Annotated in this window: 13 protein-coding genes; 1 reads left to right on the top strand and 12 read right to left on the bottom strand. The window is 58.9% G+C overall.

Features of this window, described 5'->3' with window-relative positions:
* Window positions 1-355: 355 nt before the first annotated feature.
* From P5706_RS07850 to P5706_RS07800, 11 genes are all read right to left on the bottom strand, one after another.
* Window positions 356-697: a ribonuclease E inhibitor RraB gene (locus P5706_RS07850; RefSeq protein WP_003193463.1), complete on the bottom strand. Its 342-nt coding sequence runs from the start codon at window positions 695-697 to the stop codon at window positions 356-358.
* Between the two features lie 213 nt (window positions 698-910).
* Window positions 911-1,147, bottom strand: coding sequence for a hypothetical protein (locus P5706_RS07845; RefSeq protein WP_200432343.1), 237 nt, complete (start codon window positions 1,145-1,147; stop codon window positions 911-913).
* A gap of 103 nt (window positions 1,148-1,250) precedes the next feature.
* The gene (locus P5706_RS07840; protein ID WP_200432270.1) at window positions 1,251-1,856 is read right to left on the bottom strand and encodes an START domain-containing protein; all 606 of its coding nucleotides are present in this window, start codon (window positions 1,854-1,856) and stop codon (window positions 1,251-1,253) included.
* A 41-nt stretch (window positions 1,857-1,897) separates the two neighbouring features.
* Window positions 1,898-2,152, bottom strand: coding sequence for a YkgJ family cysteine cluster protein (locus tag P5706_RS07835; RefSeq protein ID WP_017138333.1), 255 nt, complete (start codon window positions 2,150-2,152; stop codon window positions 1,898-1,900).
* A gap of 161 nt (window positions 2,153-2,313) precedes the next feature.
* Window positions 2,314-2,805 (bottom strand): translation initiation factor 2, encoded by a 492-nt coding sequence (locus P5706_RS07830; RefSeq protein ID WP_285678905.1) that lies wholly within the window; start codon window positions 2,803-2,805, stop codon window positions 2,314-2,316.
* A gap of 115 nt (window positions 2,806-2,920) precedes the next feature.
* Entirely contained in the window at window positions 2,921-4,360 is a 1,440-nt protein-coding gene (locus P5706_RS07825; RefSeq protein WP_110622745.1) for an aminotransferase-like domain-containing protein, read from the bottom strand.
* A gap of 284 nt (window positions 4,361-4,644) precedes the next feature.
* Window positions 4,645-5,460, bottom strand: coding sequence for an OmpA family protein (locus P5706_RS07820; RefSeq protein WP_200432268.1), 816 nt, complete (start codon window positions 5,458-5,460; stop codon window positions 4,645-4,647).
* The gene (locus P5706_RS07815; protein WP_200432267.1) at window positions 5,457-5,819 is read right to left on the bottom strand and encodes a DUF4398 domain-containing protein; all 363 of its coding nucleotides are present in this window, start codon (window positions 5,817-5,819) and stop codon (window positions 5,457-5,459) included. The genes P5706_RS07820 and P5706_RS07815 overlap by 4 nt, the downstream gene beginning before the upstream one ends.
* A gap of 9 nt (window positions 5,820-5,828) precedes the next feature.
* Complete coding sequence (locus P5706_RS07810; protein ID WP_285678904.1) at window positions 5,829-6,650, bottom strand: substrate-binding periplasmic protein; 822 nt, start codon at window positions 6,648-6,650, stop codon at window positions 5,829-5,831.
* Between the two features lie 83 nt (window positions 6,651-6,733).
* Window positions 6,734-7,663: an electron transfer flavoprotein subunit alpha/FixB family protein gene (locus tag P5706_RS07805; RefSeq protein ID WP_285678903.1), complete on the bottom strand. Its 930-nt coding sequence runs from the start codon at window positions 7,661-7,663 to the stop codon at window positions 6,734-6,736.
* A gap of 2 nt (window positions 7,664-7,665) precedes the next feature.
* On the bottom strand, window positions 7,666-8,415 hold the full coding sequence (locus P5706_RS07800) for an electron transfer flavoprotein subunit beta/FixA family protein (protein ID WP_017138339.1): 750 nt from the start codon (window positions 8,413-8,415) through the stop codon (window positions 7,666-7,668).
* A 507-nt stretch (window positions 8,416-8,922) separates the two neighbouring features.
* Here P5706_RS07800 and P5706_RS07795 point away from each other — a divergent pair.
* Window positions 8,923-10,587, top strand: coding sequence for an electron transfer flavoprotein-ubiquinone oxidoreductase (locus P5706_RS07795; RefSeq protein ID WP_285678902.1), 1,665 nt, complete (start codon window positions 8,923-8,925; stop codon window positions 10,585-10,587).
* A 1,077-nt stretch (window positions 10,588-11,664) separates the two neighbouring features.
* On the opposite strand, the gene P5706_RS07790 is transcribed toward P5706_RS07795, so the two are convergent.
* Window positions 11,665-12,558 carry an AraC family transcriptional regulator gene (locus P5706_RS07790; protein WP_285678901.1) on the bottom strand — a complete coding sequence of 298 codons (894 nt, stop codon included), beginning with the start codon at window positions 12,556-12,558 and terminating at the stop codon, window positions 11,665-11,667.
* Between the last annotated feature and the right edge of the window lie 106 nt (window positions 12,559-12,664).

Below are 12,664 nucleotides of genomic sequence, written 5' to 3'. Positions count from 1 at the left end.
CACTTGAAAATCAGTGAGTTGAATAAACAACGGAATCCGCTCGCACCTTCCTGGTGCGCAGAATGCCCGTCGTCAAGCCTCGCGCTTCATCCTAATGCGGGTTTTGACTATCAACAGCATAGTCAGAGTTGATTTCACTGCCCGCCCACCCTTGCGGATAATCACTTCCATCGGCTGAACAGGACGCGTCCTACAGCTTCAGCGAACCGCTCTTCCCTTTGGGCCACCCTGTTTGGGTGGCTTTTTTTTGGTGCAAGAAAAGTGCGCCGCGGGATTGAGAAACTTCAGACAGCAGAAACAAAATCGGCCGACCCGAAGGTCAGCCGATACGCTGCTTTACTCATAAAAAATTGCACTACATGGGTAACCCACGCACCTCCTGCTTGACGCCCCATCCTTCGATGATGCCGCCCAACGGTTCAACCACCGCTTCAAAGTCTTGCTCGAAGTCTCCTATACCGTCGTAGGTTGCGAACATGATTTTGCTCAGTTCCAGGTACCAGGCGCCGTCATCGCGCGCGCTGACCTGGGCATTCAGGGATTCCCCACGAAAGCGACCCGCAGCCCTGCGCGCACGTTCCTCATCCGGGAAAATGGCGTAGAACTCGATGGGGTGAAAACGCGAGAAGTCGAACCCGCCTTCTTTCATCCGGCGCAGTACGTTGGTGCTGATGTCTTCTTGATAGGCTGTGCTCATGAAACGTCCTCCTCAAACCGATGGATAGACTTTCCGTGCTTCCCGAAGCCCGCGCCCTACTGGCGCGGGAACTACGGCAAATACAACACCGCTGGAAAACAAGCATGTAGCTGACAAGACCAGACCTTAGCGATTCATTCGCTGATCTCAATTGCAGAGTAGCGCGAAGCTATCACCTCCACCAGAGGGGTTTCGTAGTCCTACAGGGAATGTTCAGGCGGCGGGCGAGATGTCGAGGATCTGGATGCTGTTCTGATCTTTGAGGATTTTGACCGTAGGCTCGGGCTTGCGGCCCTCCAGGTCATTGAGGTCAAGTTCGGCGGCCACGGGCACCAGCTTGTTGCGGATCATGTGTGCCGCATCTTCGAGGCTAGGCTTTTGTTCGCAAGTGAACTGCTCAACGGACGTTTCGCCGTGATCATCAACGAAAGTAATTTGCCACTTTTGCATCGGTGCCTCCTCGATAAAGCCCATGTGTGGGCTCACATCTATCTGGACCTTGAGCGGCCGGCAAACGTTCCACTCAAGGCCTGAGGCACCGGATCAGCTGCGCTTATTTTTCAGCGTGTTCTTTCAAGGCTTTCAAGGTGTTAAACGGTGCGTCCACCACGAACTTGTTGGCCAGCCACGATGGCACGCTGCCGCCTGGCTCGGTGTGCACCTGGTAGGTGACTTCGGTCTGGTTATCGCCTTTTGGCACCAGTTTCCAGTAGCCGTCCACCTGAGCTACGCGCACGTAACCTTTGACTTCGGGCTGGTAGGTCGGCACTTCCAGCAGTTTGCGGGTCACGGTGCCATCGGCGGCCTTGGAGGTGGTGATCTCAAGGATCGAGTCGCGGTCGGTCACCGGGAACGGCGCCTTGAACTGGGTGTAGGTCCAGCTCTTGTCCCCTTCGGTCTTGAGCAGTTTTTGCGATTTGCATTCGTGGATCCAGGCGCAGGCGCCGGCCACGTCTTCCTGCAGGGCCTGGATCTTGGCGACAGGGGCCTTGATCACGGTGACACCGCGATAAGCTTTGTACTTGGAGCCGGCGATTTCGCTCAAGGACACTTTGATACCGTCTTCGTCCTTGGCAACTTGCCAATCTTCAGCCTGGGCAGTGGCAGCAAACAACACCGTAAAACCGCACAACACAGCCAATCGTTTCAGCGAACCCATTGTTGTATTCCTTATTTTTGAAGTTCTGATAGTAAAGCCCATCAAGCCGCCGTCATCTGCTCCCACCAGCCGATCAGCCGGATCGCATCGGCCTGATCGTTGCCGCACACCTCAAGGTCAGCCTTGAAATCACTGCACACCGCCGGCCGCTCCGGTTGCCCGAACAGCTGGCATAGCTGTTCGACCGACAGGTGCAGGCAACGTTCTCCCGCCGGTTTGCCATTGGGCATTCCCGGTAACGGTGAACTGATGGAGGGGGCAATGCAGCATGCGCCACAGCCTTCACGGCATTTCATGACCAGCAGGTCCTCGACGACTCAATGTGGATGGCCGGGCTAGAGTACGCCCTTAAACAGCCGTTTTAAAATGGTCTAACAGGGGTTTTTCGCACAAAACAAAAGTGACCGACCAGTCTGCGACAGATGGTCGAGGGCGTGCGTCACTTAAGCGCGCAATTTTATTGCTTGAATTCGAAATCCAGCGCAGCGCCTTCAATGTCGCGGCGCTCTTCGTTGCGCAGTTGCAATTGCATCTGGTTGCTGAGCAAGCGGCCATTGATCTGGAACGCGCTGTTGTCGGTCGGTTTTTCCGCAAACATCGGCGGCAACAGCGGCACGCTCTTGGGTTTAGGCATGGTGCCGATGGGTTGTAAGTGCCTGACCATTTCGGTGGGCAGGGACAGGTCCAACTGTGCCGGTGGCAGTTTGGTCTGGGCCACTTCGTGGGCAGATTTGGATTTGCTCGCTACCGGTGCACGTTTTTTTACGGCGGCGGGCTTTTTCTTGGCCGCCGGGGCTTTTTTAGCCGGCGCCGGCTTCTTCGCGGGAGTCTTCTGTTCGGTGCTGGCTGCGGGCTTGCTTTCAGTCACGGGGGCTGCCGCCAGGACGGTGCCGACGTTACCCAGGCTTAACAGGCCAATCACCACAACAGCGCGAAAAATAGAGGTCATATTGCCTACAGCATTAACGGCAGAGGGCCATATGCTCGCTTTTTGAGCGCAGCATGACAAGCCTGGTGATCAGCCCGTCAACATGAGTGTCCCCTTTACGCGCCTCAGCTCAGGCTTAAAATCCCGCTGCGGTTTCCTGGCACAACTGGCTGGCCAACATCCCCAGCGTCATCAGCGCCCGCTCTGCCTCGCGGTTCCACGGCGTGCCGCAGTTAAGGCGAATACAGTGGTTAAACTGTTCCGTATTACTGAAGATAACTCCCGGTGCGATGCTGATGCCTTGCTGCAACGCCCGCACGTGCAGTTCCTGGGTATTGACCCTGCCCGGCAAACTGACCCACAGGATAAAGCCGCCGGTCGGGCGGGTCATCTGCGTGCCTTCAGGGAAATACTGCTGCACCGCCAGTTGGAACGCGCTGAGGTTCTTGCGGTATTCCTGGCGGATGTAGCGCAGGTGCCGGTCATAGCCACCGTTCTCGAGGTACGCCGCCACGCCCATCTGCGTCACGCTGCACGCCGAGTGGGTGCTGAACATCTGCAGCCGCTGGATTTCCTGCTGGTACTTGCCGGCAATCATCCAGCCGATGCGCACGCCGGGCGACAGGGTCTTGGAGAAACTCGAGCAGTAGATCACCCGGTCCAGGCGGTCATAGGCTTTGAGCGCCTTGGTGCGGCCCAGTTCGAACATCAGCTCGCCGTAGATATCGTCCTCGACGATCTGAATATCGAAATCCGAGGCCAGGCGCAGCAACTGTTTCTGGCGCTCCTCGGGCATGGTCGCGCCCAGCGGATTGCTCAGGCGCGTGGTCAGCACCAAGGCCTTGATCGACCATTGGTTGGCCGCCAATTGCAGCGCCTCAAGGCTCATGCCGGTAGACGGGTCGCTGGGGATCTCGATGACCTTGAGGCCCAGCAGGTCGGCCAGTTGCAGCAAGCCATAATAGGTCGGCGACTCAGCGGCGATGAGGTCGCCCGGGCGGGTCAGCACGCGCAACGACATCTGCAACGCATCGACACAGCCGTGGGTGATCACCACTTCAGAGGGGTCCACCACCACGCCAGCATCGCGCATGCGAATCGCCACCTGGCGGCGCAATGGTTCAAAACCCGGGCTGAACATGTAGCTGAAGGCCCGCGGGCTTTGGAAGCGCGTGACCTTGGCCAGTTGCTGGTGCAACGCGCGCACCGGCAAATAATCAACACTCGGCACGGCCGCACCCAGCGGAAATACGCCTTCGCGGCGCGACTCGACCAACACCTGCTGGATAATGCTGCTGCGCGTGACCAACCCAGGACGCTCAACCCGGGCGATATCCGGCGTCGGCGCCGTGAGCGCAGGCGTCTGGTGCACGTAATAACCCGACTGCGGCCGCGCGCGGATCAGCCCCTGGTCTTCCAGGTTCGCATACGCCTGCAACACCGTGGCGTGGCTGACGTTGAGCTGTGAGCTCATCTTGCGCACCGAAGGCACGCGCTCGCCCGGTTGATAGACACCGCGGCGGATGTCCTCAGCCAGTTGCTGGGCGATACGTTGGTAAAGCAACAGATTGGTCATGACGCAGCACTCGATTTCACGGGTATTTTATTTTTGTGTGAAACATACCGGCACAGTTTAGAAGTGTACGGGGACAGTTGCCACAATAGTCGAGCGCGGGCGGCAGTGATAGAGAAAACTGTAGGGGCAAGGTGCATAAAAAAACCGATCAATGATCGGTTCTGTGTGTACACGGCAACCTGTGGGAGCTGGCTTGCCTGCGATAGTATCGCCTCGGTTTGCCTGACATACCGAGGCGCCTGCATCGCAGGCAAGCCAGCTCCCACATTGATCGATGCAGGTTTTTAGCGGGCGGCGCCCAGTTGGCCTTTTTCGTCGGAGAACACAATTTCCACCCTGCGGTTCTGCGCACGGCCGCGCTCGGAGGCGTTGGCCTCGACTGGGTACTGGTCGCCATACCCTTCAACCTGGATGCGTTTCTCATCAATCCCCAGGTCCATCAGCACATCGGCCACCGATTGCGCACGGTCGCGCGACAGCTTGAGGTTCTCCTGCTCGCCACCGGTGTTGTCGGTATAACCCTCGATGCGCACCACACGCTTGGGGTTCAACTGCAGGAACTGCACAATTTTCAGCACGGTGCGGTTGGCCGAGTTTTGCAGCTCGGCGTCACCGGTGTCGAACAACACATCGCCCAACGTCATCACCAGCCCACGATTGGTCTGGGTGGTGGTCAGGCTGGCGATTTGCTCTTCGAGCCATTTGCCCTGCTGCTGCACACTGGCCAATTTGCTTTCACGCAGGGCCAGTTGCAGGCGTTGGCGTTCCAGTTCCAGCTTGGTGCCGCGCTCGGCGTTGAGCCCCTGCTCGGTATGCTCGCGGGCGATTTCACTGTAGCGCTGGCTCAGGTAGGCGTAGTGCACCACGTCGGGGCCGCTGCCCCAGTAGCTGGACAAGCGATCGGCACGGGCCAGGGATTCGCCGGCACGAATCACGTCCTTGGGCGCAAAGCGCAGCACATTCGCGTCTTCCTTGACCTTCTGGAAGTCGCTGCCAGCTTGTTGCAGCGCCTGCTCGCTGTTGGGATGGCTGGCGCAACCGCCCAACGCCGCGCTGCCCAGCAGCAACACGCAACTCAAACCACGGATCAGCGCGCTCATTGGGCTTCTCCCAGCTGCAATTGTTTGCGCAGTCGGGCGATGCGAGTGTTGAGCACGTTCAGTTGTTCCTGGCTTTTACGCGTCAATACCCGCGCTTCAGCCAGGCGCGCGTCCAGCTCGGCCTGTTCGGCCTGCATGCGCGCATCTTTGTAGGATTGGTCGGCCATGTCGGCCCGGGCTTTGGCGAACTTGTCTTCAGCCAGTTTCAGTTCAGGCGATTCATCGGTGTTGGCGCCCACGGCATTGGCCTGTTCCAAGGCTTGCTGGGTGAGGCGTATTTGTTCATTCGGCGCAGGATCAGCTGCACATCCCGCCAGAGCGACAACGGCGAGGGCCGCGAAAAGAGGTCGAAGAGTCACTGAAAATCCTTACTTTGCTGGGGTGCCGACGGGTTGCTGCAATTGCGCTTTCCAGCGTTCGAGGTTGCGCTGCAAAGCGGCTTGCGCGACTCCGGACGCGGGTAATTCTGTCATCTTTTTCGCCAGCTGTCCGCGCAGCCAAGGATCGTTGCAGGCGGAGTTGTGGGAAATTGCCAGGTACAGGCCGGGCTGGTCGACGGGTATTTCCCGGGCGATCAGGTCATTGCTCATGCCCAGCGTCTGGGCCATGGCCATGCCCGAGTAGCGCCCGGCGAGTACGTAGTCGACTTCCCCCAGCAGCAGTTTCTGGAACGCCGGCGTCAGGCTGGGCAGGCGTTGCAGGTTCAGCTGTTGACCGGCGAAGGTGTCGAAACCGGCACTCAAGCGCGCGCGTTCGGAGACCGCGCCTTTATGCCCGTGCAAGTCGTCAGCAGTGGTGTAGACCAGCGGCGAATCCTTGCGCGTCCACACCAGGTAGTCGATTTGCACCAGCGCCGGGTGGATGTAGTCGAGGGTTTCCAGCTCGCCGAGGTTCAGCGGCGCATCGGCGAGAATGTCCATGCGCCCGCTGCGCACTTCATCCAGGGCCAGGGAGCGTTTGCCGCCGTAAAGCAGGTCGATTTTAACGCCGAGGTCCTTGCCGACTTGTTGCAGTACATCGGCAGTGGCGCCGATCAGGTGCGTTGGGTCTTGAGGGTCGCGCCAGAGCAAAGGCGGCGCGTCCGGGCTGCCGGTAATCACCAGGCGCTCACACTTGCCGGCGGCCAGCGCGAGGCCGGGCGGTAGCGCCAATCCAAGTGTCAGTGCCAGCAATACGGGACGCAGATCCATGGCGGTTTCTCCGATGTTCAAAAAAGCCGGGCAAAAAAAAGCCCGGTCACAAGACCGGGCTCTTTATAAGTGAAGCAACTGGATTAGACCAGCTTCTCCAACTCGGGTACGGCTTCGAACAAGTCCGCAACCAGGCCGTAATCAGCCACCTGGAAGATTGGCGCTTCTTCGTCCTTGTTGATCGCAACGATCACTTTGGAGTCTTTCATACCGGCCAAGTGCTGGATCGCGCCGGAGATACCGACGGCGATGTACAGCTGTGGCGCAACGATTTTGCCGGTCTGGCCGACCTGCATGTCGTTGGGTACGAAACCTGCGTCGACGGCCGCGCGGGAGGCGCCGACCGCAGCGCCTAGCTTGTCGGCCAGGGCGTACAGGTGCTTGAAGTTGTCACCGTTCTGCATGCCACGACCGCCGGAAACGACGATTTTGGCAGCGGTCAGCTCAGGGCGGTCCGACTTGGCCAGCTCTTCGCCAACAAAGCTGGAAGTGCCAGCGTCGTGGGCAGCAGCAACAGCTTCAACGGCAGCCGAACCACCTTCAGCGGCAACCGGGTCGAAACCGGTGGCACGCACGGTGATGACTTTTACCGAAGCGTTGGACTGTACGGTGGCGATGGCATTACCGGCGTAGATCGGGCGCTTGAAGGTGTCAGCGCTTTCGACCGAGATGATCTCGGAGATCTGGTCAACGTCCAGCTGCGCAGCAACGCGTGGCAGGATGTTTTTACCGTTGGAAGTGGCGGCAGCCAGGATGTGGCTGTAGCCAGCGCCCAGCTCTGCAACCAGCGGGGCAACGTTTTCCGGCAACTGATGCGCGTAAGCAGCATTGTCAGCGTTCAGGACTTTGCTCACGCCCGCGATTTTCGCAGCGGCTTCAGCCACGGCGCCAGCGCCCTGACCTGCTACCAGCAGGTGAATGTCGCCACCGATTTTAGCGGCAGCGGCCACGGTGTTCAGGGTGGCCGGAGCCAGCACCTTGTTGTCGTGTTCGGCGATTACGAGGATAGCCATGATCAGATCACCTTCGCTTCGTTTTTCAGTTTCTCGACCAGTTCAGCCACCGACTTGACCTTGATGCCCGCGCTGCGTGCAGCCGGTGCTTCAACCTTGACGGTCTTGTTGGTAGAGGCGGTGGAAACGCCCAAAGCTTCAGGAGTGACCGACTCAAGCGGCTTCTTCTTGGCTTTCATGATGTTTGGCAGGGACGCGTAGCGCGGCTCGTTCAAACGCAGGTCGGTGGTGACGATGGCCGGCAGTTTCAACGAAACGGTCTGTGCGCCGCCGTCAATTTCACGGGTCACAGCGACGCTGTCGCCGCTCACTTCGACTTTCGAAGCGAAGGTGCCCTGGCCGTAACCGGTCAGCGCAGCCAGCATCTGGCCAGTCTGGTTGTTGTCGCTGTCGATGGCTTGTTTGCCGAGGATCACCAGCTGAGGCTGTTCCTTGTCGACAACGGCTTTGAGCAACTTGGCAACGGCCAGGGAGGTCAGGTCTTCAGCCGACTCCACCAGGATGGCGCGGTCGGCGCCCAGGGCCAGGGCGGTACGCAGCTGCTCTTGAGCAGTGGTCGGGCCGATGGAAACCACCACGATTTCAGTCGCCACGCCTTTCTCTTTCAGGCGTACAGCTTCTTCCACAGCGATTTCGCAGAAAGGGTTCATCGACATTTTGACGTTGGCAAGGTCGACGCCGGAATTGTCCGCCTTGACGCGAACTTTCACGTTGTAATCGACAACGCGTTTGACAGCTACAAGAACCTTCATGGATTCCTCGTTACTCTCCGGTGAAAAGAAAGTCGCCTAGGCGAACCTGGCGGTTGATGCTCATCGGCACACAAGGGCACCTCCAAAAACTTCGGCGGATGACCTTGCTCACGGGAAATGATGACCGTTCGTCAGGGGTGACTGAGAGGTCATTCTTTATCGCAGCGTGTAAACTGCGCGCCATCGTTTGGGCGCGCGTCACCTGTCTTGCTTTTGGACGTGCTCTTGAAACCTGCAGTCTGCCTACGGTAAGCGCGAAACCGACCGTATATTGACCGGAACGCCTATTCTGGTCAATACGCCAAAATAGCCAGTCATAAGCCGCGTTGCTTTGATTTACCTAGCCTGCGGGCAATTCAAACAAACGTTTGTATTGGACGCTGCCGGTGGTGTAGATATAATGCGCCACCTAGAGAGAAAGGTGGGTCTTGCCGTTGCTGCAAGACGATACCGAACCTCCACCCATTAGAAAAAAAAGCCTGTTGAGCCTTGAGTAGGAGATAGCCTGTGGAACGCGAATACATGGAATTCGACGTGGTCATCGTCGGCGCTGGCCCGGCAGGCCTGTCTGCCGCCTGCCGACTGAAGCAGAAGGCCGCCGAAGCCGGTAAAGAAATCAGCGTCTGCGTGGTCGAGAAAGGCTCCGAAGTCGGCGCCCACATCCTCTCCGGTGCCGTGTTTGAACCACGCGCCCTGAACGAACTGTTCCCGGACTGGAAAGCACTCGGCGCCCCGCTCAACACCCCGGTGGTGCGTGACGACATCTATGTACTGCGCAGCCCCGACGCCTCCACCAAGGTGCCGGACTTCTTTGTGCCCAAGACCATGCACAACGAAGGCAACTACATCATCTCCCTGGGCAACCTGTGCCGCTGGCTGGCCCAGCAGGCCGAGAACCTGGGCGTGGAAGTCTACCCAGGCTTCGCCGCCCAGGAAGCGCTGTTCGACGAAAACGGCGTGGTGCGCGGGATCATCACCGGTGACCTCGGCGTCGACCGCGAAGGCCATCCAAAAGAAGGCGTATACACCCCAGGCATGGAGCTGCGTGGCAAGTACACGCTGTTCGCCGAAGGCTGCCGTGGCCATATTGGCAAGCAGCTGATCCAGCGCTTCAACTTGGACAGCGACGCCGACGCCCAGCACTACGGCATCGGCCTCAAGGAAATCTGGGAAATCGACCCGGCCAAGCACCAGCCAGGCCTGGTGGTACACACCGCCGGTTGGCCGCTGGACATCATGAGCAACGAGAACACCGGTGGTTCGTTCCTCTATCACCTGGAGAACAACCAGGTAGTCGTTGGCCTGATCGTCGATCTGTCCTACAGCAACACCTTCCTGTCGCCGTTCGATGAGTTCCAGCGCCTCAAGCATCACCCAGTGCTGGCCCAGTACCTCGAAGGCGGCAAGCGCATCAGTTACGGCGCGCGCGCTCTGGCCAAAGGCGGCATCAATTCGCTGCCGAAGATGGTCTTCAAGGGCGGTGCATTGATCGGTTGCGACCTGGGCACTATGAACGTGGCCAAGATCAAAGGCAGCCACACCGCGATGAAGTCCGGCATGCTTGCCGCCGACGCCGTGGCCGAGCGCCTGTTCGCCGAGTCTGAAGGCGGCGACGAACTGACCAACTACGTCGACAGCTTCAAAGCCAGCTGGCTCTACGAAGAACTGTTCGCCAGCCGCAACTTCGGCCCGGCGATGCACAAGTTCGGCCCGATCATCGGCGCCGGCTTCAACTGGTTCGACCAGAATATCCTCGGCGGCAAAATGCCGTTCACCTTGCACGACACCAAGCCGGACTACGCCTGCCTGAAGCTCGCCAAGGAAAGCAAGAAGATCGACTACCCAAAACCCGACGGCAAGCTGAGCTTCGACAAGCTGAGCTCGGTGTTCATCTCCGGTACCAACCACGAAGAAGAGCAGCCGTGCCACTTGAAACTCAAAGACCCAAGCATCCCGATCGGCACCAACCTGCCGCTCTACGATGAACCGGCGCAGCGCTACTGCCCGGCCGGCGTGTATGAAGTGATCACCAAGGAAGACGGTGAGAAGCGCTTCCAGATCAACGCCCAGAACTGCGTGCACTGCAAGACCTGTGACATCAAGGACCCTTCGCAGAACATTACGTGGGTGACACCGGAAGGCGCGGGTGGGCCGACTTACCCGAATATGTAAGTCAGCTGTTTGAACCAAAAAGGCTCCCAGATGGGAGCCTTTTTTTATGGCCACAACATAAATCAACTGTGGGAGCTGGCTTGCCCGCGATGGCGGTTTGTCGGTGTGTATATCCATTGCTGCGGTAACGGCTGCTTAGGGTTCCGCCCTTACGGCGGGTCACTTTTGGCAAACGCCCCAAAAGTAACCAAAAGGTCTGTGCCCCACCACTCGGCACCTCGCTTGGGCTCGGTGTGCCCTCACTCCGGCTTGAATCCGTGGGCCGCCGCGATGGGCCATCCTTGGCCCAGCGCGGCTAACCCGGCGTCCTGCCGGGTTACCCACGGATTCAAGCCTGCGTTCGGCCATCGTGGTTAACGGGGCGCCTCAGATCAAAAGCAGATCAAGATCTACAGCACGGCGGCCTGAAAGCCGACCTGAGTGGTTGAATCAAAAGCAAAAGCGGGTCCGCATACACTGAAGAGCTGCTTTTCTGTGGGAGCTGGCTTGCCTGCGATGCAGACACCTCGGTGTGTCAGGCACACCGAGTTGATGCTATCGCAGGCAAGCCAGCTCCCACAGTTGACCGAGTATGGCTCTGCTGTTGCTGTTGCTGTTGCTCCGGCCCTTACATCCTTTTCGCTGGCGAAGTCAGCGGTCTTTTGATCTGCGCTTTTGATCTTGATCTGAAATCGCCCCGTCAAACACGATGGCCGGAATCTGACAGTGATTTGGGGGGTAAACCGGCAGGGATGCCGGTTTAGCCGCGCTGGGCCAAGGATGGCCCATCGCGGCGGCCCCCCAAATCACTGGCGGATTGCGGGCATGCCGAGCCATAGCGAGGCACCGAGTGTTGGGGCGAAGACTTTTTGGTTACTTTTGTGTCTTTACAAAAGTGACCCGCTGTAAGAGCGGAACCATAGGCAGCCGTTACCCAAATAACGGATATGCCCCCGAACGCCCACCCTCCGGGTCAGCCCATTAACGTTGCGTAGATACCCATGCTGCAATGGCGGGGTATCAGTCAATAAGTTTTCAACTGACCCACCGCTATCGCAGGCAAGCCACCCCCCACATTTAGAGAGTGTGTTGCCTGACCTATGCCGCCCGTTCTTCACCCGGGTTACGCAAGAAGTAACGCTTATATTCCCGACTGAACTGCGACGTACTCTGATACCCCACGTTGTGCGCCGCCTGCGCCACGCCCAAGCCTTCCACCAGTAGCAACTGCTGGGCCTTCAACAACCGCAAGCGCTTCAAATACTGCACCGGCGACAACAGCGTGCAACGCTTGAAATGCTCATGAAAGGTCGACGCACTCATATGCGCATAACCGGCCAACGTCTCAATGTTCAGCGGTTCGGCGTAATGGGCATGCAGGTGATGCAGTGAGGTGGCGATGCGCGAAAACTGCCCCTGTTGCTCTACCAACGCCCGCAGCACATCCGCCTGTGGCCCGCGTAACGCGGTAAACAACACTTCCCTGACCCGTGCCGGGCCCATGATCCGGCTTTCCAGCGGATCGTGCAGGCACTGCAGTAACCGTTCGACACTGCCGCGCATCGCATCATCGAGCATCACCGAGCTCATGGATTCCAACGTCTGCGCCGTGGGCGGCGGCCCGGCCTGCATGCCCATGGCCATGACCAGTTCACCGAGTACCACACGGTCAATCCCCACGGTGACCCCGTACAACGGCGCGTCGGGCGCCATGGCAAAGGTCTCGCATTCGAACGGCACGGGCATCGCCTGGATCAGGTAGTGCCCGGCGCCATACTCCAGTGTGCGCGGGCCCAAATAGGCGACCTTGCTGCCTTGGGCCACGAACATCAGGCTCGGTTCGTAGATCTGCGGGCCGCGTGCCACGTCGCAACTGGCGCGCAAAACCTTTACGCCGGGCAGGTGCGTCGCGGAGAAACCGTCGCAGGGCGTCAGGTCCTCAATCAAGGCAACCAGCGTGGCGTTGGCATCGAGATGGCGGGTCAACAACATGGCAAAAAACTTCGTAAAAAAGGGATGAGACCATCATCGCAGGTCTGGCGCCCCATGGATCCAAACACCAGGCACTCCCGGACGAATAGGCATGAGGTTCGGAGCA

Origin of the sequence: Pseudomonas sp. ChxA, assembly GCF_030263855.1 — a bacterium.
Classification (GTDB): Bacteria; Pseudomonadota; Gammaproteobacteria; order Pseudomonadales; family Pseudomonadaceae; genus Aquipseudomonas; species Aquipseudomonas fluorescens_CB.
Note: the sequence above shows the minus strand (reverse complement) of the source record. Positions and strands in the feature narration are given on the sequence as shown.

What these genes read in the sequence shown, in the direction of transcription:
- P5706_RS07850 (WP_003193463.1), bottom strand. Translation starts at nt 697, where the DNA reads ATGAGCACAGCCTATCAAGAAGACATCAGCACCAACGTACTGCGCCGG.
- P5706_RS07845 (WP_200432343.1), bottom strand. Translation starts at nt 1,147, where the DNA reads ATGCAAAAGTGGCAAATTACTTTCGTTGATGATCACGGCGAAACGTCC.
- P5706_RS07840 (WP_200432270.1), bottom strand. Translation starts at nt 1,856, where the DNA reads ATGGGTTCGCTGAAACGATTGGCTGTGTTGTGCGGTTTTACGGTGTTG.
- P5706_RS07835 (WP_017138333.1), bottom strand. Translation starts at nt 2,152, where the DNA reads ATGAAATGCCGTGAAGGCTGTGGCGCATGCTGCATTGCCCCCTCCATC.
- P5706_RS07830 (WP_285678905.1), bottom strand. Translation starts at nt 2,805, where the DNA reads ATGACCTCTATTTTTCGCGCTGTTGTGGTGATTGGCCTGTTAAGCCTG.
- P5706_RS07825 (WP_110622745.1), bottom strand. Translation starts at nt 4,360, where the DNA reads ATGACCAATCTGTTGCTTTACCAACGTATCGCCCAGCAACTGGCTGAG.
- P5706_RS07820 (WP_200432268.1), bottom strand. Translation starts at nt 5,460, where the DNA reads ATGAGCGCGCTGATCCGTGGTTTGAGTTGCGTGTTGCTGCTGGGCAGC.
- P5706_RS07810 (WP_285678904.1), bottom strand. Translation starts at nt 6,650, where the DNA reads ATGGATCTGCGTCCCGTATTGCTGGCACTGACACTTGGATTGGCGCTA.
- P5706_RS07805 (WP_285678903.1), bottom strand. Translation starts at nt 7,663, where the DNA reads ATGGCTATCCTCGTAATCGCCGAACACGACAACAAGGTGCTGGCTCCG.
- P5706_RS07800 (WP_017138339.1), bottom strand. Translation starts at nt 8,415, where the DNA reads ATGAAGGTTCTTGTAGCTGTCAAACGCGTTGTCGATTACAACGTGAAA.
- P5706_RS07790 (WP_285678901.1), bottom strand. Translation starts at nt 12,558, where the DNA reads ATGTTGTTGACCCGCCATCTCGATGCCAACGCCACGCTGGTTGCCTTG.